The following is a 22,150-nucleotide window of genomic DNA, read 5'->3' as shown; positions in this document are numbered from 1 at the left end:
GTCTTTTTAGTGCCCTCGGATTGGGTCATAGTGTCTGTCGTATCTCGTATCGCTCGATGGACGATGCGCGGCCACGCGAGCGTCTGGTCGACCCCTTGCGCATTACAGCAAACGGCGACCAAACATATCTGATTGCCTGGGACATCGCGGTCGATGAGCAGCGCACCTATCGCATGGATAAAATCGAGGGACTCGCCTTAACGGAAGACTCCGTCGTGCCTCACGCACCGGACGTTGCATCCCTCCACGATTCCCTTGCCCGGACGCAGCGTAGCGCAAAGCTCTTGATGCCATTCGATATGGCGGAGCATCTGGACTGGGCCGGCATCACCCTAATCGAACGCAGCGGGACAGACATGGCAACGGTAACCGTACATTACGGCTCCGAGCGTTGGCTGCTGAGCCAGATAATCGCAGCGGGCGGAGCCATCCGCATCTTGGATGACCCCGCCCTGTCAAAGCGTCTGTGCGATATGGCAAAAACCCTCGTCTGTCCGCTTTAGCGCCGCCGCTCGTGGCGTGCACGCCACAGCTGTAGATAGTGCCCGATCTGCGCCGATTCGATGCGCTGGTAGGAGCTCGTGGGCAGCGACGTTAAGAACTTCTTGCCATAGCCCTTCGTCACCAGGCGAGGATCCGCCAAGATCAGCACACCGCTATCGGTCGACGAGCGAATCAAACGCCCCGCGGCCTGCTTAACCTCGAGCACCGCCTCGGGCAGCGAATAGCGCGCCCATGCGCGGTCTTCGCGCAGGTTGCGCTCGCACGAGAGCGGGTCCGTGGGGCTCGAGAACGGCAACTTGGGAATGATGACGCAGCGCAGCGTCTCGCCGCTGGCATCAAACCCCTCCCAGAAGGCCTTGAGCGCAAAAAGCGACGAGGTCGGTTCGTTGATAAACCGGTCGCGCAGGCGACGAGGAGATGAGTTGCGCTGCTGGCAGTTGAGCTCCAGACCCGCACGGGCCATCTTGGGCTCAACGCGGGCGTATAGGTCCTCCATGTCGCGCCGATTGGTGAACAACGTGAGCACCGATCCGCCCATGGCAAGATGGGCGTCGACCAGCACGCGCTCGAGCGCCGTAAGATAGCTCTCACGATCGCGCGGATCGGGGATATCGCCCGCAACGACTACAGCCATGTTCGAATCGAAGTCGTAGCTCGAGTCCAAGTGCAGCGATGAGGATGTTGAAGCACCGATGCGATCGAGGCCGACCGCATGGTTAAAGTGTTCAAAGCTTTTGGACACCGTCATGGTCGCCGAGGCAAAGATAGCCGTGTGAACCTCGGGCAGCCACTCGGTTGCCAAGGCCTCGCCAATGTCGATGCGCTCTGCGGTCATTGACTCTCCGCCGGCACGCAGCCTGCGATTGACCTGCAGCGAATACACGTAGTGTTCATCGGTACCATCAATGATGAGTTTTAGGTTCTCGGCCAGCTCGTGCAGGCGGCGCGAGATATCACCCAGGTCGACAACAACCTCTGGCTTGTCGGCGGCGACGGCTTGCACCAGCGCGTCGACGCTCTTGTCAGCTTGTTCCAATGCGTCGATGCCAGTGTAGGCCGACTGTAAGAAATCATGCCAGTCGTCAGATTCGCGCAGCTCGGGGCCAATCCATAGATTGGCATTGTCATAGCCCCCACGGGCACGGCGACCGAGCTCGCGAACGCCATCGAACACGCCGGCAATCGCCATGCTCGCGCGCGCAACCGTCGACGTCGCCTTGGCAGTAAGGCCCAGATAGAGCGTAGAGCCCTCGGAGGTTGCCAAATCACGGGAAACCTGGCTTAGCGCGCCGGTGCTCGAGCCACCCAGACGCTCAAACAGAACGCGTGATTCGTCCGCCGACACCACACGCGCCCACTGACGGCGCGCCTCGCGCTCGATGGAATGGGCCTCGTCGATTACCCAATGACGAATCGGCGGCAAAATCCTGCCCTCGGCCGCGACGTTGCGGAACAGCAGGGAATGGTTGGTGACCACCACATCGGCATGCGCCGCACGACGGCGAGCGCCGTGGACCAAACATTTATCAGGGAAAAACGGGCAGAGGCGACGAGCACACTCGCGCGAGGCCGTCGTAAAGTCGGGACGGTTGACGCTGCGCCACCGAATGCCGAGCGAGTCGAGGTCGCCATCGGCTGATTGGCAGACGTACGCCATAATGACCGCGACCGCCGTGAGCGTGTCCGCCGGATCGCGCTTGGTGGTAATCTCGACCTGGCCGCGGCTCATGCGCTCAAGCTTGCGCAGGCACGGATAGTGGTCATACCCCTTGAGAGCGCAAAATGACAGACCACCGTCCAGTTGCTCCGCAAGTTTTGGCAGCTCATGGTACATGAGCTGGTCGGCAAGATTGTTCGATTTGGTCGCAATACCAACCGTGATGTTGTTACGGCGTGCTGCCTCGGCAAAAGGCACCAGATAGGCCATCGATTTGCCGACGCCTGTGCCTGCCTCAATTACTCGATGAGTGCCCGTGACCAGCGCATCGCGGACCTCGAGCGCCATCGCGATCTGCTCATCACGCGGCTCGTAGGTGGGATACATGCGATTGACCAGGCCACCTGGCGCATAGTCTGCCTCGATCTCCTCACGACTCGGCATCTTGAGAACCGGCAGTTCATCGGCGTCCACCCGATCGTCGGCGCGATCGGCCTTGAGAACGTCAGCACGAGCGGCGCTGAGAGAGAAGATGGGACCAGGGTTCTGCCCTGCCAAGAATGAGAAGATAGGACGATAGGACCAAGGCACGTCCGGATGCATGTCGGCTAGGCGCGCCATGAGGCCCTGGGGCAAGTCGGTGAGCGCCACGAGCAACACGCGCCATACGCCACACAGGGCGTCGACGTCGGCATTGGCACGGTGTGATACCGAGTCGCAGCCAAACAGATCGGCCATAAAAGACAGCTTGTGCGAGGCCAGGCGCGGAAGCGCGATGCGCGACAGCGCCAGCGAATCGATCCAAATATCGCTCACGTTGACGCCGCCTTTGACCGACTCGATAAACGAGCGGTCGAACGTGGCGTTGTGTGCGATCACCGGGCAGCCACCGACAAAATCGGCGAGAGCGGCGACGGCCTCAACCGCCGACGGGGCATCTGCCACATCGGCATTTGTAATGCTCGTGAGCTCGGTAATCTCGGCGGGAATCAGCTGCCTGGGATGCACGAAGGTATCGAAGCGGTCGATGACCTCGCGGCCCGAAAGACGGGCCGCCGAGATCTCGATCAGCTCGTTGTCCTGCACCGAAAGACCCGTGGTCTCGGTATCGAGGATAATCACATCTTCCTCGATAAGGCCGAAGGACTGCGTTTTGGCGCGGTCGGCAAGCGTGGCATAGGAGTCGATGACAAACTGCGGCGTTCCTGACGAAACCGCGTCCTCGATTAGCATGCAATGCCCGCTCGACGAAGGCCCATACGGATCAGGCTGTCACAGACCTGCGGGAACGTCATGTCGTCGGTGTGGCGGATCTCATCCGGATACAGCGACGTATCGGTCATGCCGGGAATGGTATTGGTCTCGAGGATAACGGGGCCGTCCTCGCTCACAATAAAGTCGCTGCGCGAGATACCCAGGCAACCGAGGGCCTTGTGAGCGGCACAGGCAAGTTCCTGAGCGCGAGCGTAATTCTCGGGTGAAATCTGCGCCGGAATGCGATGGATATCCGTAGGGTCGACATACTTCACGTCCAGATCGTAGAACTCGCAGTCCTCGGGCTTACGAATCTCGACAATCGGCAGGGCGCGTACGTCATCTTCGCCGTATACGCCGACGGTGATCTCGGTACCCTCGATGCACTTCTCGACCAGCACTTTGTCGCCGTACTCAAACGCCTTGGCGATTGCCGCGGGCAGCTCGGAGGGCTCATGGACCAGGGAAATGCCATAGCTGGAACCGTTGACGGCCGGCTTCACAAAGCAGCGCTCGCCACAAACCTCGACGATATGATCGATATCGACTTCATCGCCCACCTCGAGCGCAAGGCCGGGGGCAATGGGAATGCCCGCCTTGGCGTATAGGAGCTTAGAGACCTCCTTGTCGGCACCGCAGGCGCTGGCAAGTACGCCCGAGGCCGTGTAGGGGATACCCAGGGTCTCCATGGCACCCTGCATGGCGCCATCCTCACCGCCGGCGCCGTGCATGGCGATAAATGCCACATCGAATCCGCCGGTCGCCATGGTTACCATAAAGTCATCAGCGGCCGTGTCAAGCAGCTCCACCGAGGTGTAGCCGGCTTCCTTCAGTGCCACCACAACGTTCTTTCCCGAATCGAGCGAGATCTCGCGCTCGGCGGAATGACCGCCCGCCAAGACCGCTACGTGCATGTTCTCTAGGCTTTTACCCGGCATGGGCAGACTCCTCCTCTATAATTTCTGCAGCTGATACCATATTGTAGCGATACCCTCTACGTTTCCCCAAAATCGAAAGGCTTCCATGAATCCCAGGACTAAATCTCAGGACATTCGCGACTTGAGCCAAAACGATATTCGCGAGCTCGTGGCCGAACTTGGCCAGCCCGCCTTCCGCGCGAAGCAGCTCATCGAATGGGTCTTTGAGAAGAACGTTTGTTCGTTTGACGATATGACCAACCTTCCCAAGGCTTTCCGTGAGCAGCTTAAAGAGGCTTTTGCCTTTGATACGCCGACTGAACTCACCAAGCAGGTTTCCAAAGATGGCTCGCGCAAGTATCTGCTCGAGTACCACGATGGCATTTCCGTCGAGACTGTCGGCATGCCCCGTCGTAACAAACTTTCCGTCTGCGTTTCCACCCAGGCAGGCTGCGGCATGGGCTGCGCCTTTTGCGCTACCGGTCTCAACGGCCTCAAGCGCTCTCTGACCGCTCAAGAGATCGTCGACCAGGTGCTTCATGTATCCAACGACTTTGGCGAGCGTGCCACAAGCGTTGTCTTCATGGGCCAGGGCGAGCCGTTTGCCAACTACGACGAGGTTCTCAAGGCATTGCGTATCCTCAACGACCCCGATGGTATCGGTATCGGCGCTCGTCACCTCACCGTCTCTACCAGCGGCGTTATTCCCGGTATTCGCAAATTTGCCGATATCCCCGAGCAGTTCACTCTTGCCGTTTCCCTGCATTCCGCCATCCAGTCGACGCGCAATAAGCTCATGCCCGGTGTTAAGAAATACACGCTGCTTCGCCTTCACGAAGCGCTTCAGCTCTACACCGAGAAGACTGGCCGCCGCCCGACCTATGAGTATGCCATGATCGAAGGCGTCAACGATACGAATCCCGAGATGCAGGCACTCTGCGACTTCTGCGAGGGAACGCTGTGCCACGTTAACCTGATTCAACTTAACGACATCGAGGGCAGCCCGCTCAAGCCGGCGTCGATTCATAAGGTTGAGGATCTTCAGCGTCGTCTTGAGTCCCGTGGTATCGAGACCACGATTCGTAACTCCCGTGGTAACGATATTGACGCCGCTTGCGGACAGCTGAAACAGCGTTTCAAAGTTCAGAAGAACGCATAGGGGAGTCACACTCCAAAACGTTTCATGTGAAACATCGAACGGCCCCTGTTGCAGGATATGCAACCGGGGTCGTTTCATTTATTGACCTTAATTTTGAATCAGCTGCTACCTGTCCCATTTTTACGGCCAAAATAAGGGGTCCTTGTCTCATGAATCAGACAAGGACCCCTCACAATTTGCTGAGTAATTGTTAGGTACCTAATAGCCTACATTTTCCCATTGGTTGCTGACCCAACCTTGATTAATCTTGGGATTCTTCGTTACCTGAGCAGTACGCATGGCAACATCTTCTGTCATAACATCCATTTTCTTTTTGGAAGTATCGACGATATCTTGCGCGCTACGAAGCAAACGACCTCGAAGTTCATCGTCTGTCGCGATCCTATAGCCAGCAAAGGCACCAGCTGCGACAGTCGTCACCAATGCAATCGCTGTTAAAATCTTATTCCTCATCTTGGCCTCCTTGATCAAACTGAATCATTTCGCCAAGAATACGAGAGAGCTCTTCCTCGTCTTTAAACTCAATCTCAATCTTATTCTTTCCACGCGAGCTCTTCACACGCACGTTGGTATTAAAAACCTGACGAAGCACGCGGGCAGCCTTTTTAAAAGACTGAGGCGTTGCAGGCCTCGGCGTCTTAGGTGTCTCTCCGGCAGAAAACAACGGAGCAAGATTTTCTGTCGCTCTTACGGAAAGGCCCTCTGTAACAACTTTCTCTGCAAGTCGAATACGCGCGTCCTCATAGGGAACTGCAAGAATCGCACGCGCATGACCAGCAGTAAGTTTGCCCTCAAAAATCATCTGCTGAACTACTTCGGGGAGATCGAGAAGACGCAGCGAGTTTGTAATTGCAGAGCGTGACTTGCTTACTGCCTTCGACAATGCCTCCTGGGTCATACCGCTGGCATCGATAAGCTGGCGATAGCCCTTAGCCTCTTCGACGGGATTCAGATCAGAACGCTGAAGGTTTTCGATAAGAGCAAGTGCCAGCATCTCTTCATCATTAACATCTTTAATGATGACAGGCAGTTCCTCAAGACCAGCAAGCTTTGATGCCTGATACCGACGCTCACCAGCGATGATCTCATAGCCGTTTCCATGCTTGCGAACCAAGAGCGGCTGCAAAACGCCATGCTCTTGGATTGACTCGCTCAACTCGCGAAGTTCAGTTTCATTAAAATGAATTCGCGGTTGATTAGGGTTGGGAACGATATCCTCAATAGGTAGTTTTGTTACAGATGCGGCATTTGAAGCAGATACAGCAGAACCACCGGTCTCATACTCGGCCTCTGAGACCAAAGCATTGAGTCCACGTCCCAATCCGCCACGTTTCTTTACACTAGGCACGCTTGATCACCTCTTTTGCAAGGTTCATATACGCTTTTGCACCCTTGTTTTGAGGTGCATAGGTAATTACCGGTTCTCCAAAAGACGGAGCTTCGGAGATTTTAACCGTACGGGGGATTAGCGTCTTAAATGCCTTATCACCAAAGTACGATTGAACCTCCTCAACAACCTGATTCGATAGAGAAGTACGCGAGTCATACATAGTCATAAGCACACCATAGGTGTCTAAGCCCTTGTTCAGACGTGATTTGACCATCTTCATTGACTCTAGCAGCTTCGTAACGCCCTCGAGTGCGTAGTACTCGCACTGGATCGGAATCAAAACGCTGTCTGCTGCGGTCAAGGCATTGATAGTAAGCAGGCCGAGCGAAGGAGGACAGTCAATGAAAATAAAATCGAACTCGTCCTGAATCGGCTCAAGCAAATCTTTGAGGCGGGTTTCACGAGCAATTGCGCTTACGAGCTCAATTTCGGCACCTGCAAGCTGAATCGTAGCTGGAATTACGAATACCTTTTTGCAATTTGTATCAAGAACAAGCGATTCTGCCGGCACATCATTCAACAATGCATCATAGATGCAGCGATCAAGGTCTTCTTTTTCAATTCCAAATCCACTGGTGCTGTTTCCCTGCGGATCAAAATCGACAATCAGTGTCTTACGACCCTGCTCACCCAGTGCTGCTGCAAGGTTCACAGCCGTCGTTGACTTACCGACGCCGCCTTTTTGATTGATGATTGCAATGATACGCGTGTCTTTTGCGCTCTTAGAACGCTTAACGTCGCGAAATCCCACGGTCCCTCCTGGTGTGTATTAAAGCTGTCAAACGGAGGATGTTTCACGTGAAACATTCCGATTCGATATCAACCGCCATGTTTCACGTGAAACACTGCAAGTTGTTAGTATCCATTATGTTTCACGTGAAACATCTAGGCAAGCGGATTCTTCTTTGCCATGCCATTTGCACGAGGCAATGAAACGGATGCCGGATGACTCTTTTTAAGAACAATGAACTCCCTGTGGCCCAAGCCCTCAGGCAAATCGATTGCGTCATTCAGAAGCAAAGTGAAGCCGCAAATCTTAGCTGCTGACATGCCGGAAGCAAGCTCCTCATCCGAAGGATTACCCTTGGTGATAACAAATAGCCCTCCGTCTTTGAGGAACGGAGCAGCATACTCAACAAGAATCGGTAGAGGGGCGAGTGCACGAGCGGTTACGACAGAGAACTGTTTCTTATGGCTTCGAGCATATTCTTCAAGGCGATCATGGACTGCATGACCATTTTTCAATCCCAGAGCATGAGCAAAAGTATTGACAGCATCGACCTTCTTGCCAACAGAGTCAATATAAGTAGCTTTTCGATGCGTGGTTATCGTTAATGGAATACCAGGGAAGCCCGCACCTGTTCCCATATCGAGCAAAGCACCCTCAGGAGCCTTATTGATATAAGGGAGCAAAACAAGTGAGTCGAGGATATGAAGTACAGCAGCATCTTCTACGTTAAGAATACGAGTGAGATTGGTTGTCTTATTAGTTTCAAGAACCAAATCCAAATGCTGAATACATTTCCTTAGATCAGCATCATTTATATTCAAGGAATACTCTTTGCAATAGGAGGTTAGTCGACTTAGCATCTCGTCAGCCTGCAGGTCTGTAAGTACAAACAACAGAAGCTCCTTTCTGACAAAAATCATTGTATCGAGAACTTTTGACAAAAAAAGGGGACGTGGAAACCACGCCCCCTTAGCATAAGCTCGAGTAAATTATCGAGCAACAATCACCACATGGCGATCAGGGTCAGAACCCTCAGAATGGGTATCGACGGCATCATTGCCACGAAGCGCAATGTGAACCAGTCGGCGCTCATAGGCATTCATGGGCGGAAGCGAAACACTCTTATGAGTACGGATGGCACGCTCGGCGGCAGACTGAGCCATAGAGGCAACCTTCTCCTGACGACGGCTCTTGTAGCCTTCAACGTCAACGACGACCGGATACCTAAAGCCAAGCTTGCGGCTCACCAGCAGCGAGAACATAACCTGAAGGGCATCGAGGGTACGTCCATGGCGACCAATGAGAACAGCAAGATCAGGAGCCGTAACATCCAAAATCAGCTCGCCCTCGTCGCCCTCGTACTCATCAATAGGAGAGTTGGCGGCATCGAAGTGCGAAAGGATGGAACGCAGAATGGAAATCGCAACATCGGCAATGGTGTCGAGCTCCTCATCGGTCAGCTCTTCACCGGCCTTGTAGCGCTGTGCAATCTCGGGATAATCGCCCGCAATCTGCGGGGCAACCTCCTCAAGCATATCCTCGATGATCTCTTCAGACATAACGTACTCCAAAAATTAGGTACCTAAATAAGATTACTGTCCCATTACTTCTTCTTGTGCGGACGCGGCTTCTTCTCGCGACGAGTGACCTCGACCTGCAACGGGGCGTTCTTAAGACGCTCCTCCTCTTCGGCCTTAGCCTTGTCGATAACCTTCTGCGTCACGAAGATCTGCTGGATAACCTGCCAGGCAGAGGAAACATCGTAGTACAGCAGAACGCCGACGGGCAGGCTCCAGCCCATCCAAAGCATCATGACGGTCATGACAACGGCCATCATGCGCATGCTCTGCGCCTGCTGACCGGTCTGGTTGCGCGACATGTAGAGCTGCGGAATCAGGGTCAGAACGGCAAACAGGATCAGGCAGATCAGCGCAGGCAGTGCCACCATAAAGCCATCGGCAAAGGAGGCGCTCGGCGTGGTGGTCAAGTCGGGCAGGATGCTGAAGAACGAGAACGTGCCCTCGTTAAAGTACTGCGGTAGGTTGCGCAGAAGCGTGAACAGGGCGATGAGGATGGGCATCTGAATCAGAAGCGGCAGGCAGCCGGACAGCGGATTGAACTTGTTCTCGCTGTAGAACTTCTGCATCTCCTCGGCCTGACGCTGGGGATCGTCGGCGTAACGCTCCTGGATCTCGAGCATCTTGGGCTGCAGCACCTGCATGCGAGCCGTCGACTTGGTCGACTTGAGCATAAGCGGCGTCAGCAGCAGACGGATGATGACCACCAGGATGATGATGGACAGGCCCCAGTCGACCGCAAAGGTCTGGATGAGCTTGAGCAGCTCGAAAAGGATGTTAACAATCCAATCCCACATGTAAGTTTTCCTCCGATAGCGAGTGCCCGCTAGGGCACAGGGTCATAACCGCCGACGTGCAGGGGATTGCAGCGAGCGATGCGCCTCACGGCAAGCCAGCAGCCTCTCAAAACACCGTACCGCTCAATCGCCTGAATGGCGTATTGCGAGCACGTTGGGTAATAAATGCAAGCGTCAGGCAATAAGGGCGAAATAACCTGTTGATATATGCGAATAGGAGCGATGGCAACACGTCGCAAAACGTGATTGCTCATCGCTCCTCCCCGGCAACGCCGGCGCGTTTCATAAGCGAACGCAACGCCTTGTCCATCTCCTGCGGCGAGGAAATCCTCGTCTTGGGAGTCGCGAACAAGATGATGTCATAACCCGCAACGGGAAATCCGCAGCTGCGGGCGGCCTCGCGCATCACACGCTTAGAACGGTTGCGCACGACTGCACAACCGAGCCGTTTAGCACCAACGAAGGCGACCCTTCCGGAGTCGCCTTCGCCAACCGATTCACATATGGTCATTCGAATCAGAGGGTGATTGAAACGACGCCCCTGACTGAACACATGCTCGAAATCTTGCCGAGACTTAATAGTCTTCATGCGAGATGTGTGTATCGCTGCTAGACAGTGAGACGCTTGCGGCCCTTGGCGCGGCGACGGGCGAGCACGGCACGACCACCCTTGGTGGCCATACGGGCACGGAAGCCATGGGTCTTGGCACGCTTACGCTTATTAGGCTGATACGTACGCTTCATCTTAAGTTCCTCCTGCTGCATTTCGAGCGTCCGCGGGAGCGCGGACGCAGATATAGACACGTGAGCTTGAAGATTGTAGGGAAATCAATGTTCAAATGTCAAGAAATCAAAGGTAAAAGGTTGCAAAGAGCACACGGTTCCCCCATAAGCAGAACCGGCATTTGAGGCAGCAGGCAACTTTTCACGAAATTTCATCGTGTTTTCAACAGGTCGTGTTGGAAATGTTGAGAACTTTTCGTCCGTTTTCCAAAGTTTTCAACAGGTTTTGAAAACTTGTCGAAAGATGAGAAACATTGCGCGGTGAGCTACTATTTGTTCAAAACCTTTTGAAAGATTGCGAGCGGCATGTCTGACGACTTCTACACCATGGTCGATTCCGGTGATCCGGCACCCGACAACGAGCACATCACCGGCGTGCGCGAAAAACGCAACGAGGGTGAGCAGGACACCGCACAAGCACCAAAAGCCATGTATGCAGCGCGCATCGCGGTCTACGATGACATGCTGTCGACACCGCGTGTCATCGTCATCGAACCGCAAGACGTCCGTACCTACTTGGAAGAGACAACCAACACCGTCTACCAGTGCATGAAAGAGCAGGGAGGACGCATCTCGCTGATGGTTATCCGCGAGATTGTCGAAAACTTTATCCACGCGCATTTTGCAGAGCCCATCATCTCGATTCTCGACGGTGGCGATACCATCCGCTTTGCCGATCAGGGTCCGGGCATCGACGACAAAGAGCGTGCCTTCGATTTTGGCGTAACCAGCGCAAACAGCAAGATGAAACGGTATATCCGCGGAACCGGAGCCGGGTTTCCCATGGTACAGGAGTACTTGGAAAACGCCGGTGGCGCTGTCTCCATCGAGGACAACATGGGCAACGGCACCGTCGTGACGGTAAGTCTGGACCCCAAGCGCGTGCAGGAAATCGAGCGTGCCGGCGGGCGCGGTGCTGCCGTGCGGCCCGAGACGGAGCAGCCCACATATCCCCTGCCGGGAGCTTTTGCGCAGCAGCCCATGGCAACGCAACAGATGCAGCGCCCCGTGGGACAGATGCAGCAGCCCGGAATGCTTCCTACACAAGAGCCCCAGGCGGCATCGATGTCGATGCCGCCAAACGCGCCAGAGGCCATGCCGCTGGCGGATCAGGATGCAGCAGCAATGCAGCAGGCGACGGGGGCACCGGGTGGCCAGCAAATGGGCTATCAGCCGTACCAACAGGGATATCCATATCAGCAGATGCCGCCACTGGGGTATGGCCAGCAGTTCCCGCAGCAGTACCAGCAGGGATATCAGCAGCCGTACCAGCAGATGCCGCAGCAGCAGTACAACCCCTGGGCCCAGCAGATGACTCCGCAGCCTTACCAACAGTGGCCTCAAAGTTTTCAACAGCAAATGCCGCCGATGCAGAGTTCTCAACAACCAGCAGCTCAAATGATGTATCCTAATGCAGCAAATCAGTATGCGCAGCCGCAACCGGACGTGTTCGTAAGCGATCGCGGCAACGCCGCGCTGGGCTATCTGGCGCAAAATCAAGCGTGCGGTGCTACCGATCTGGCGAGGGCGTTTGGAAACTCGGCCCCCACTTGGTCACGCACGCTCAATGACTTGGCGCAGGCCGGCTTGGTCATCAAGCATGGCCAGAAATACCATCTGACCGAACTCGGCGCCGCTCGCGTGCGAGCTCAGAGCTAAAGAACGGGAGAGACAGTGGACGAGGAAGCAAGCATCATCCTGGGGGATGCCATCGCCTTTTGCCAGCGCGACGGCCAAGATGCACGCCTCATCAACATGCTGGGGCAATCGCGCGCCATAAGCCTAACCGAAGATACGCTCACGATCGAGGCCCCCTCGCGCTTTGCCATCGCGCAGCTCAAAAAGCATCAGCCGACCATTGAGGCCTATCTGGAAGAAATCGCCTTTGCACCGATTGCGCTCGACATCGTGGCACCGCAAGGCGCCGCGACGGAATCCGCTGCCGCGACGGCGCCCGCCACGGCTCCCGCTGCTTCCCCGGCGGCGCCGGCCTCCGCAGGCGACGTGCCGGCAATCGGGCACCAGCACAGCGATGTTTCCCGTGAAACCATGGCACCGTTGCCGACCGCGGCGGCGACGTCAACGAACGCACCCGTCACGCACATGCCCATCGCTCACGACGCAACGACGGGCGCGGATTCGGGCATTGCAATCAAGAACACGCTCTCGGCCGATGATTTTCGTCGCATGATGAACCAGATGAAGGGCGGAGCGCCAACTAAATCCACGCAAGCTGCGACCCCCGCTTCACCCATGCCAGCACCGACCGCGCCGGCCGAACAGAATACGGATGGAGCCCCGCTCGCCGCGAACTCAAAATTTACCTTTGAGAACTTTGTCTACGGCCCCGAGAACAGCCATGCCTATCGCTCGGCACTCAAGTTTGCCGCCCTCGCGGACGAGCGGGGCACGTGCACATCACTGTTCATCTACGGCAAATCGGGCCTGGGCAAGACGCACCTGCTGCTTGCCATCAAAAACGAGCTCGCCGAAAAGTCGCCCGAGATCAAGGTCAAGTATGCCAACTCCCAGGCATATCTGGACGACCTGATGACCGAGTTCGACCGCCAAAAGAAGAGCAACGCCCCCATCATGCAGGCGTACCACGGCGTGGACGTGCTCATCATCGACGACATCCAAAACATCATCGGCAAGCGCGCGAGCGTGGACTACTTTTTCCAGCTCATGGACGAGTTCATCCGCAACAACAAGAAGGTCGTCATCGCGGCAGACCGCGCCCCCAAGGACCTGAGCATGGACGAGCGTCTAACCAGCCGCTTCAACGCCGGCATGCTCTGCCTGGTCGCAGAGCCCAGCTACGAAATGAAATACAAGATCTTGCAGCGCTATTACGAGAACACCATCGTCGCCGCTCCCGAGGCAGGCGACGACTCGCTGCTGGCGGCCTATGGGGGCGACGGCGGGCACCTAACCGACGAGCACTTTAAACACATGGCCGAGGTCTCGGGCACCAACATCCGCGAACTCGAGAGCTTTTGCGAGCGCTGCGCCGGCGAGGCGGGCGACCGCGAGCGCGAGGGCGGGGAGCTCACCTTTGACGATATCGACGCCATCGCCAGCCAATACTTTGACACATCGGCCAAAAAGATCAACGTCCAGACGGTTCAGTCCGTCATCGAAGAGCAGTACGGCGTGACGCACGAGGAGCTCATCGGCCCGCGTCGCAACGCCAATATCGCCAAAGCACGCCATATCGCTATCTACCTGGCCATCGAGATGTGCGAGATGACGACCACGGCGGTGGGCGCCGAATTTGGCAACCGCAACCACTCGACCGTCAGCACGAGTTACAAAAAGGTCCAGAAGATGATCCAGGAAGACCGCACCGTCACCGAAGACCTCAAGTCGCTGCGCGATAAAATTACACTGCGCTCGTAGGGAAATAGAGACACCTGTTGAAAACTTGTCGAAACCACGGGCATAAGGTGTCTAAAACCCAACCCGCGGTGATGAAAAGTTTTGCGCAGGTTTTGAACGTGGAAAACCACCCCTGTTGCACACAGGTTGCTGTCGATTCTCTTTCTTGGTCTGACCTGCGTCTTTGGGAGTAATCAACAGTTTCGTCAGTGCTATTACTATTATTAAGATATTTATATCTATAGAAAGGTATTAAAAGATGAAGTTCACCGTCAGCCAGAGCTCGCTTACACAAGCCATCGGCGTCGTTATGAAGGGTGTCGCTTCGGCATCCACCCTTCCCATCCTGTCGGGCGTGCTCGTTAAGGCCCAAGACGGCATCTTGGAATTCCAGACCTCTAACTACACTATCTCGATCCGTCATCGCATCGCGGCGCATGTCGAAGAAGAGGGCGAGATGGTTATCCCCTGTAAGATGCTCTCCAATATCACCAAGACCCTCCCCGATGCCCCGGTCACCTTTGAGCTGTCCGAGCGCCAGGTGCTGATTGGTTGCGAGAAGAGCTCTTTTAGGCTGAACACGCTCGATGCCAATGACTTCCCCGAGTTTCCGGCCTATGCCATCGAGAGTGCCGTGGAGCTGCCGACCGATGTCTTGTCCGAAATGGTCGGCCGCGTGTGGCGCGTCACCTCGACCGACAAGGCCCGCCCCATCCTGGGCGGCGTGCACATGAAGGTCGAGAACAACACCGTGCGCCTGGTGGCGACCGATTCCTTCCGCTTGGCCGTGTGCGATACGCAGGTCGAGACCTCGACCCTCGAGGGCTCCTTTGAGCTCAACGTTCCAGCCGACGCCTTTAACGACGCGCTGAACATCATGGCCAGCCAGGCGACCATTATGATCGGGGCTACCGACACCCAGGTCGTCTTCGAGGCCGGCAACACCACCTACGTGTCGCGCCGCATCGAGGGCGTGTACCCCAACTACAAGCAGCTCATCCCCGATTCGTGCGTGACGAGCGTCAAGATCGACGTCGCCGCCTTTAACGCCGCCCTCAAGCGCGTGGCCGTTATCGCGAGCGCCAACCCCGCCGTCAAGTTCGAGATCGATGTCGAGAACGGGCAGATGGGCCTGTCCTCCATTTCCAATGACCAGGACCTTGCGCAGGAGACGATCGATGTCGAGGCCGAGGGCGAGTCGGGTACCATCGCCTTCAACTACCACTACATCTTCGGCTGCCTCAATGCCCTGTCCAAGGAGAAGGAGATCACGCTGGAGCTCAAGAGCTACTCGCAGGCGGGCATCTTCAAGTCCTACGACAAGATCAACTACCTGTACCTAGTCATGCCGGTCCGCATCTAGCGCTGCGCCATGACCATATTCGCCCGCGATCTTTCCGTTGCGCACTACCGCAGCTTCGATAGCTATCGCCTTGCCCTGGACGAGGGCGTGACGATACTTGCGGGACCCAACGCGGCGGGAAAGACCAATCTCATAGAGGCGCTGCAGCTGCTGACGAGCGGCGCCTCGTTTAGGCATCCGACCGCAGCCGAGCTCGTCCATGACGGCGTGGGCTCGTGCAAGATCGAGTTGAGGCTCGAGGGCGACGGCCGCGTGCTTGATATGGGATTGAGCGCGGAGGACGGTAAGCGCTCGTTTAGTCGCAACGGCAAGAGATGCTCTGCCGCCGGTGTGCGCGGGATTCTGCCGAGCGTGCTGTTTTGCCCCGACCATCTGGACATGGTTAAGCGAGGCGCCAGTGTGCGCCGCGCCGCCCTCGATGACTTTGGCATGCAGCTGAGCGTGCGTTATGCCGATCTTGCGAGCACCTATGGGCGCTGCGTGACCCAGCGTAACGCCCTGCTCAAGGAGACCTGGTGCTGTCGCGAGATGCTCGGCGCGTGGAACGATTCGATTGCTCGCGCGGGCTCGGCCCTGCTCGTGCACCGGTTGGCCCTACTCGACCGGCTGGCGGGCCATGTGCACACTGCCTACGGGCAAGTGGCGTCCGGCGAGGCTGCCAACGTGACCTATGCGTCCACGCTGGGGGATTTACCCCAGGTCGAGGATCGTGAAGAGCTGAAGGGTTGGGCGTACGAGCGCATGCTGGCTGCCCTTGACGAGCATGCCGACGAGGAAATTCGCCGCGGCGTGACGTTGGTGGGACCGCATCGCGACGAGATCGAGTTCACCGTGGCGGGTCGCTCCGCCCGTTCATTTGCCAGCCAAGGACAGCAGCGCACGCTGGTACTGTCCTGGAAGGTGGCCGAGGTGGCCGTGGCTCGCGATGTCCTGGGCACCGCCCCGCTGCTGCTTTTGGACGACGTGATGAGCGAGCTCGACGGCGAGCGTCGCGGCGCTTTCCTGCGGCTGATCGGCGATGATATCCAGACGGTCATAACTACGACCAACCTGGGGTACTTTACCGATGACCTGCTTGATCGAGCCAAGGTGGTGAGCATGGGTGAGACGTGCTAATTACGAGCGCGAGAGCGAGACAGTCGCCTTCAGTGGATTTTTGAACGCAGAGCGCCAGCGCATCCTGGCGGCTGCAACGCCTAAGCGCCGTGCGCAGATGGAGGCCGCCGAGGAGTCGCGCGCGGTCTATCGCGCATGGAACGCGGTGTGCTCGGGCACGCGCGAGGGACGGCATGTGACGGGGCTGCGCTACCTGCCCGAGTCCAATGAGCTGCTGGTGTATCTCGACTCGCCCTCGTGGACGCAGGAAATGACGCTGTTGCGCGAGATCATCCGTGCGCGCATGGAGCGCGCCGGTGCGCATGTGGACGGCCTGGTGTTCAAAACCACCGCGCCCGGTCACACGCCGCCCGCCGCCAAGGAGCGCCTGCGCCCGGCGACGACCGAGCGCCCGCCGGCCCCGCACGCCGACCTAAGTGAGGCCGAGTGCACCGAGATCGAGCGCCAGGTGGCGCCCATCGAAGACCAAAAACTGCGCGAGGCCCTCGAGAATGCCATGAGAGCCAGTGCCGAGTGGGCCAAGGGCGTGCAAAGCAAAAAAGAGCCTTAAATCGCATCTGGTGGCCTTGTAGAGCCAAATACCCTCGGTCCCGAGGGTATTTTTTTACGATAAACTAGTAAGGCTGTACACATTTTCTTGACTGAAGGAGGACGTGTGACAAACGAAAACGATTACGATGGCGGCGAGATTAAGATTCTCGAAGGTCTCGAGGCCGTTCGTAAGCGCCCGGGCATGTATATCGGCTCGACGAGCGCCAGCGGTCTGCATCACCTGGTGTGGGAGATCGTTGACAACTCCGTCGACGAGGCCATGGCCGGTTTCTGCACCGAGATCCAGGTGACGGTCCACGCCGACAACTCCATCACGGTCGTCGACAACGGGCGCGGCATCCCCGTCGACGAGCACCCTGTTAAAAAGATCCCGACGCTCGAGGTCGTTATGACGATCTTGCACGCCGGCGGTAAGTTCGATAACTCGGCCTATAAGGTCTCGGGCGGCCTGCACGGCGTAGGCATCTCCGTCGTCAACGCACTGTCCAAGCGCGTGGTCGTTCAGGTTCGTCGCGATGGCAACACCTACGAGATGGAGTTCTCGCGCGGCAAGACCGTCAAGAAGATGGAGGTCGTGGGCACCTCGGATTCGACGGGTACCACCGTCACCTTCTGGCCCGACGACGAGATCTTCGAGACCTGCATCTACGATTTCGATACGCTGCACAACCGTCTGCAGGAGACGGCGTTCCTCAATAAGAACCTCAAGATCGTGCTGACCGACGAGCGCGAGGCGACTCCCCACGTGGAGGAGTTTTGCTACGAGGGCGGCATCATCGACTTCGTCAAGTTCCTCAACGAGGGCAAGGACGTCCCCGAGGCCTTTAAGGAGCCCATCTACATCGAGGGCAAATCGGACCCGGACGCTCCCGTGGCCAAGATGGGCGAGGTCGAGGTTTCCCTGCAGTGGAATAGCGGCTACGGCGAGAACGTCATGTCGTTTGCCAACGACATCTACACTCCCGAGGGCGGCATGCACCTTGAGGGCTTCCGCACCGCGCTCACCCGCGTGATCAACGACTACGCGCGCAAACAGAACCTGCTCAAGGAAAAAGACGCCAACCTGACCGGCGACGATGTGCGCGAGGGCCTTTCGGCCGTTATCTCGGTCAAGCTGCCCGATCCGCAGTTTGAGGGGCAGACCAAGGCCAAGCTCGGCAGCTCCTATATGCGCGCGCTCACGCTCAAGATCGTGACCGACGGCCTCGCCGATTACTTGGAGGAGCATCCCAAGCCCGCCCGCGAGATCGTCAAGAAGGCGCAACAGGCCTGCAAGGCGCGCAACGCCGCCCGCAAGGCGCGCGAGGCGACCCGCCGCAAGAGCCTGCTCGAGACGGCGTCCCTGCCCGGTAAGCTCGCTGACTGCTCGGTGCGCGATGCCGAGCTGACCGAGCTCTTCATCGTAGAGGGCGACTCGGCAGGCGGTTCGGCCAAGGACGGCCGTCGCCGAGACATCCAGGCGATTCTGCCCCTGCGCGGCAAGATTCTGAACGTCGAACGCGTTGGTGACCATCGCGCGTTCTCGAGTGACACCATCCAGTCGCTGATTACCGCGATCGGCTGCGGCGTCACGACGAGCGCCGGCGACGGCGGCGACTTCGATATCACCAAGGCGCGCTACCACAAGATCATCATCATGACCGATGCAGACGTCGACGGTGCGCATATCCGCATCCTGCTGCTGACGTTCTTCTACAAGTACATGCGTCCGCTGATCGATGCCGGCTACGTCTATGTTGCCTGCCCGCCCATCTTTGGCATTAAGGTGCGCAACAAGATCCACTACGTGTATCCCAACGGCCGCCAGCCCGAAGACGAGATCCTGCGCGACACCATCCAGAGTCTGGGCCTGAACCCCGACGACAACGACGAGGACGGCAAGGCCAAGGACGGCAAGATCACCAAGAAGCGCAAGGGCTATACCGTCCAGCGCTACAAGGGCCTGGGCGAGATGGACCCCAAGCAGCTTGCCTCGACGACGATGGATCCCAAGACCCGCATCCTGCAGCGCGTGTCGATCGAGGATGCCGTGGTGGCAGACCGCGCCGTGCGCGAGCTGATGGGTTCCGAGGTCGGCTATCGCCGCGAGTACATCGAGAAGCACGCACATGATGCACGCTTCCTTGACGCTTAAGAGGAGGTAACGTGGCAGACGATATCAACAATAACGAGGGTATGGACGAGGCCGGCGACGCCGGTATGCCCGATGATCTGAAGCGCCTGCTTGCCCGTGCTGAGCAGGGCGAGGACGGCGACCCGGACGCCTATAACCCCGATGCCGATGATGATGAGGAAGAGGACGACGACGCCGAGCTCGAGGAGAGCTTTGGCGAAGTCGACCGTGGTGCCTCGGCCGGTGAGGATATCAACGGCGGCCAGCTCCAGATTTCGGAGTTTGGCCGCGAGATGAAGCAGTCGTTCATCGAGTATTCGATGTCGGTCATTACGGCCCGCGCCCTGCCGGACGTGCGTGACGGCTTAAAGCCGGTGCACCGCCGCATCCTGTACGCAATGAACGAGAGCGGCATCTACCCCAACCGCCCACACAAGAAGTCGGCCTGGACGGTCGGCGAAGTTATCGGTAAGTACCACCCGCATGGCGACTCCGCGGTCTACGAGGCCATGGTTCGCCTGGCGCAGTGGTTCTCCATGCGCACGCCGCTCATCGACGGTCACGGCAACTTCGGCAACATCGACGGCGACGGCGCGGCAGCCATGCGTTACACCGAGAGCCGCCTGGCAAAGCCCGCCATGGAGCTGCTGCGTGACCTGCAGAAGGATACCGTCGACTGGCAGCCCAACTACGACGAATCGCTCGCCGAGCCTCAGGCGCTGCCTGCGCGCTTCCCCAACCTGCTGGTCAACGGCAGCCAAGGCATCGCCGTCGGCATGGCCACCAATATCGCCCCGCACAACCTCACCGAGGCGATCGAGGCCACCTGCTACCTGATCGATAATCCCGATGCCACTGTCGACGAGCTCATGCAGATCATGCCCGGTCCGGACTTCCCCACCGGCGCCATCATCATGGGCAGTGCCGGTATTAAGCAGAGCTACGAGACCGGCCGCGGCTCCATTACCGTGCGCGCCAAGGCCCACGTGGAGTCCACCAAGACCGGCCGCAGCCGCCTGGTCTTTACCGAGATTCCCTACATGGTCAACAAGGGCACCCTGCAGGAGAAGATCGCCCAGCTCGTCAACGACAAGCGCATCGAGGGCATCTCGGATATGCGCGATGAGTCCAACCAGAAGGGTATCCGTCTGGTCATCGAACTCAAGAAGGGCGTCATCCCGCAGGTCGTGCTCAACAACCTGTACAAGTACACCTCGCTGCAGACGACCTTTGGCGCCAACAACCTGGCGCTTGTCAACGGCGTTCCCAAATGCCTGAGCCTGCGCGAGATGCTGCAGCACTACATCGACCACCAGGTCGACGTCGTCACCCGCCGCACCCGCTTCGACCTTAAGAAGGCCCAGGCCCGCGCGCATATCCTTGAGGGCTACCTGATGGCTCTCGACCATATTGACGAGGTCATCAGCATCATCCGTTCCTCGCAGACCGACTCCGAGGCCAGCAGCCGCCTGATCGAGCGCTTTGGCTTTACGCCCGAGCAGACCACGGCCATCCTCGAGATGAAGCTGCGCCGCCTGACCGGCCTGGAGCGCGACAAGATTCAGGAAGAGCTGGACGGCCTGCGCCGCGCCATCGCCTACTACGAGGACCTGCTGGCGCACGAGGGGAAGATCCTGGGCGTCATTAAGGAAGAGATGCGCGAGATCTCCAAGAAGTTCGGCGATAAGCGCCGCACCGAGATCAGCCATGTCGAGAAGGACCTGGACGTCGAGGACCTCATTGCCGACGAGGACATGGTCGTGACCATCACCCACACCGGCTATGTCAAGCGCATCCCGGTGGCCGCCTACCGCGCCCAGAAGCGCGGCGGCAAGGGCGTCTCGGGCGTCAACCTCAAAGAGGACGACGTCATCGACGAGATGTTCATCGCGTCCACGCACGAGTACGTGCTGTTCTTCTCGAGCAAGGGCAAGGTCTATCGCCTGAAGGTGCACGAGCTGCCGGTGGGTACGCGCCAGGCACGCGGTACCGCGATCGTCAACCTGCTGCCCTTCGAGGAGGGCGAGAAGATCGCGAGCGTCATCAGCTGCCGCGAGTTCCCTGCCGACGAGTATCTGATGTTTGCCACCAAGAGCGGCATGGTCAAGAAGACCGTGATGAGCGCGTATGACCGCAGCCGTCGCGACGGCCTGATCGCTATCAACCTGCGTGACGACGACGCGCTGCTGAACGTGCGCCGCGTGCGCGAGGGCGACAAGATTATCCTGGCCACCACCGCGGGCAAGGCGATCATGTTCTCCGAGGAACAGGTGCGCGCCACCGGCCGCGATACCAGCGGCGTTCGCGGTATCGGTATGAAGGACGGCGTGAGCGTTCTGGGCATGGAAGTCACTAACGGCAACGGCGATCTGTTCGTCATCACCGAGCGCGGCTACGGCAAGCGCACGCCGGTCGCGGACTACCCGGAGCAGAATCGCGGCGGCCAGGGCGTCTACACCATCCAAATGACCGAGCGTAAGGGCAATCTCGCGGCCATGAAGACGGTGGGCCCGCAGCACGAGCTGTTCATCGTGACGGAGGGCGCGACGGTCATTCGCGTCAAGACCGACGAGATCAGCCAGACTGGCCGCGCTACCCAGGGCGTCAAGATGATGACCGTCGACGACAACGACCGCATCTGCGCCGTAGCCCGCATGACGGCAGCCAAGGAAAAACCCGAAGGCGAAGGCGCCGAGGCCGCAGCCGACACCGAAGAGGCCCCAGTCGACCTAGGCGACGGCAACGACATGCCAGAGGATCTCCTAGACGAGTAAGAGGCCCTAGCTGGTAGAAAATATCAGACCCCATATATCGGCGGTTGAACTGCCTCCCATTTCTTGGACACAAGAAATGGGAGGCT

General features: G+C 57.9%; 20 protein-coding genes. 9 read left to right on the top strand and 11 right to left on the bottom strand.

Annotated elements, in window-relative coordinates; translation table 11 throughout:
• Positions 1-503 (top strand): WYL domain-containing protein (locus DWZ52_RS08860; protein WP_147352155.1); only part of this gene is annotated, 503 nt, incomplete at its 5' end.
• On the opposite strand, the gene DWZ52_RS08855 is transcribed toward DWZ52_RS08860, so the two are convergent.
• Positions 500-3,394, bottom strand: a complete 2,895-nt coding sequence (locus DWZ52_RS08855) for a helicase C-terminal domain-containing protein (RefSeq protein ID WP_118385360.1) — start codon at positions 3,392-3,394, stop codon at positions 500-502. The two genes, DWZ52_RS08860 and DWZ52_RS08855, sit on opposite strands and share 4 nt — an antisense overlap.
• Positions 3,388-4,353, bottom strand: coding sequence for a D-alanine--D-alanine ligase (locus DWZ52_RS08850; RefSeq protein WP_117637917.1), 966 nt, complete (start codon positions 4,351-4,353; stop codon positions 3,388-3,390). The genes DWZ52_RS08855 and DWZ52_RS08850 overlap by 7 nt, the downstream gene beginning before the upstream one ends.
• Before the next feature lie 85 nt (positions 4,354-4,438).
• Here DWZ52_RS08850 and rlmN point away from each other — a divergent pair, with 85 nt between their 5' ends.
• On the top strand, positions 4,439-5,491 hold the full coding sequence (gene rlmN, locus DWZ52_RS08845) for a 23S rRNA (adenine(2503)-C(2))-methyltransferase RlmN (RefSeq protein WP_118385359.1): 1,053 nt from the start codon (positions 4,439-4,441) through the stop codon (positions 5,489-5,491).
• Positions 5,492-5,689: 198 nt separating this feature from the next.
• On the opposite strand, the gene DWZ52_RS08840 is transcribed toward rlmN, so the two are convergent.
• The 9 genes from DWZ52_RS08840 to rpmH form a co-directional block, all read right to left on the bottom strand.
• Positions 5,690-5,944, bottom strand: coding sequence for a hypothetical protein (locus DWZ52_RS08840; protein ID WP_006236197.1), 255 nt, complete (start codon positions 5,942-5,944; stop codon positions 5,690-5,692).
• Positions 5,934-6,839, bottom strand: a complete 906-nt coding sequence (locus tag DWZ52_RS08835) for a ParB/RepB/Spo0J family partition protein (RefSeq protein ID WP_199579222.1) — start codon at positions 6,837-6,839, stop codon at positions 5,934-5,936. Before DWZ52_RS08835 ends, DWZ52_RS08840 begins: the two co-directional genes overlap by 11 nt.
• Positions 6,832-7,632: a ParA family protein gene (locus DWZ52_RS08830; RefSeq protein ID WP_117584022.1), complete on the bottom strand. Its 801-nt coding sequence runs from the start codon at positions 7,630-7,632 to the stop codon at positions 6,832-6,834. Before DWZ52_RS08830 ends, DWZ52_RS08835 begins: the two co-directional genes overlap by 8 nt.
• Positions 7,633-7,766: 134 nt before the next feature.
• Positions 7,767-8,504 (bottom strand): 16S rRNA (guanine(527)-N(7))-methyltransferase RsmG, encoded by a 738-nt coding sequence (gene rsmG / locus DWZ52_RS08825; RefSeq protein WP_233547298.1) that lies wholly within the window; start codon positions 8,502-8,504, stop codon positions 7,767-7,769.
• A gap of 96 nt (positions 8,505-8,600) precedes the next feature.
• Positions 8,601-9,170, bottom strand: a complete 570-nt coding sequence (locus DWZ52_RS08820) for a R3H domain-containing nucleic acid-binding protein (protein ID WP_118385357.1) — start codon at positions 9,168-9,170, stop codon at positions 8,601-8,603.
• A gap of 44 nt (positions 9,171-9,214) precedes the next feature.
• Complete coding sequence (locus DWZ52_RS08815) at positions 9,215-9,985, bottom strand: YidC/Oxa1 family membrane protein insertase (protein ID WP_118385356.1); 771 nt, start codon at positions 9,983-9,985, stop codon at positions 9,215-9,217.
• A 29-nt stretch (positions 9,986-10,014) separates the two neighbouring features.
• Positions 10,015-10,239, bottom strand: coding sequence for a membrane protein insertion efficiency factor YidD (gene yidD / locus DWZ52_RS08810; protein WP_117716213.1), 225 nt, complete (start codon positions 10,237-10,239; stop codon positions 10,015-10,017).
• Positions 10,236-10,574, bottom strand: a complete 339-nt coding sequence (gene rnpA / locus DWZ52_RS08805; RefSeq protein ID WP_117716212.1) for a ribonuclease P protein component — start codon at positions 10,572-10,574, stop codon at positions 10,236-10,238. Before rnpA ends, yidD begins: the two co-directional genes overlap by 4 nt.
• Before the next feature lie 20 nt (positions 10,575-10,594).
• A complete protein-coding gene (gene rpmH, locus DWZ52_RS08800; RefSeq protein WP_019127408.1) occupies positions 10,595-10,729 on the bottom strand; it encodes a 50S ribosomal protein L34 in 135 nt (44 codons plus the stop codon).
• Positions 10,730-11,074: 345 nt separating this feature from the next.
• On the opposite strand from rpmH, the gene DWZ52_RS08795 reads away from it, so the two are divergent.
• The 7 genes from DWZ52_RS08795 (at position 11,075) to gyrA (ending at position 22,064) form a co-directional block, all read left to right on the top strand.
• A complete protein-coding gene (locus DWZ52_RS08795) occupies positions 11,075-12,427 on the top strand; it encodes an ATP-binding protein (RefSeq protein ID WP_118385355.1) in 1,353 nt (450 codons plus the stop codon).
• A gap of 15 nt (positions 12,428-12,442) precedes the next feature.
• A complete protein-coding gene (locus DWZ52_RS08790; RefSeq protein ID WP_118385354.1) occupies positions 12,443-14,167 on the top strand; it encodes a DnaA ATPase domain-containing protein in 1,725 nt (574 codons plus the stop codon).
• A 238-nt stretch (positions 14,168-14,405) separates the two neighbouring features.
• Entirely contained in the window at positions 14,406-15,509 is a 1,104-nt protein-coding gene (dnaN, locus tag DWZ52_RS08785) for a DNA polymerase III subunit beta (protein WP_099432409.1), read from the top strand.
• A 9-nt stretch (positions 15,510-15,518) separates the two neighbouring features.
• Positions 15,519-16,625, top strand: coding sequence for a DNA replication/repair protein RecF (locus DWZ52_RS08780; RefSeq protein ID WP_118385353.1), 1,107 nt, complete (start codon positions 15,519-15,521; stop codon positions 16,623-16,625).
• Positions 16,612-17,175 (top strand): DciA family protein, encoded by a 564-nt coding sequence (locus tag DWZ52_RS08775; RefSeq protein ID WP_117806591.1) that lies wholly within the window; start codon positions 16,612-16,614, stop codon positions 17,173-17,175. Before DWZ52_RS08780 ends, DWZ52_RS08775 begins: the two co-directional genes overlap by 14 nt.
• A gap of 105 nt (positions 17,176-17,280) precedes the next feature.
• On the top strand, positions 17,281-19,311 hold the full coding sequence (gyrB, locus tag DWZ52_RS08770; protein WP_117757978.1) for a DNA topoisomerase (ATP-hydrolyzing) subunit B: 2,031 nt from the start codon (positions 17,281-17,283) through the stop codon (positions 19,309-19,311).
• 41 nt (positions 19,312-19,352) lie between these two features.
• Positions 19,353-22,064 carry a DNA gyrase subunit A gene (gene gyrA, locus DWZ52_RS08765; protein ID WP_118385362.1) on the top strand — a complete coding sequence of 904 codons (2,712 nt, stop codon included), beginning with the start codon at positions 19,353-19,355 and terminating at the stop codon, positions 22,062-22,064.
• Positions 22,065-22,150 lie beyond the last annotated feature (86 nt).

This window comes from Collinsella sp. AF33-16 (genome assembly GCF_003475325.1).
Taxonomy (GTDB): Bacteria; Actinomycetota; Coriobacteriia; order Coriobacteriales; family Coriobacteriaceae; genus Collinsella.
Note: the sequence above shows the minus strand (reverse complement) of the source record. Positions and strands in the feature narration are given on the sequence as shown.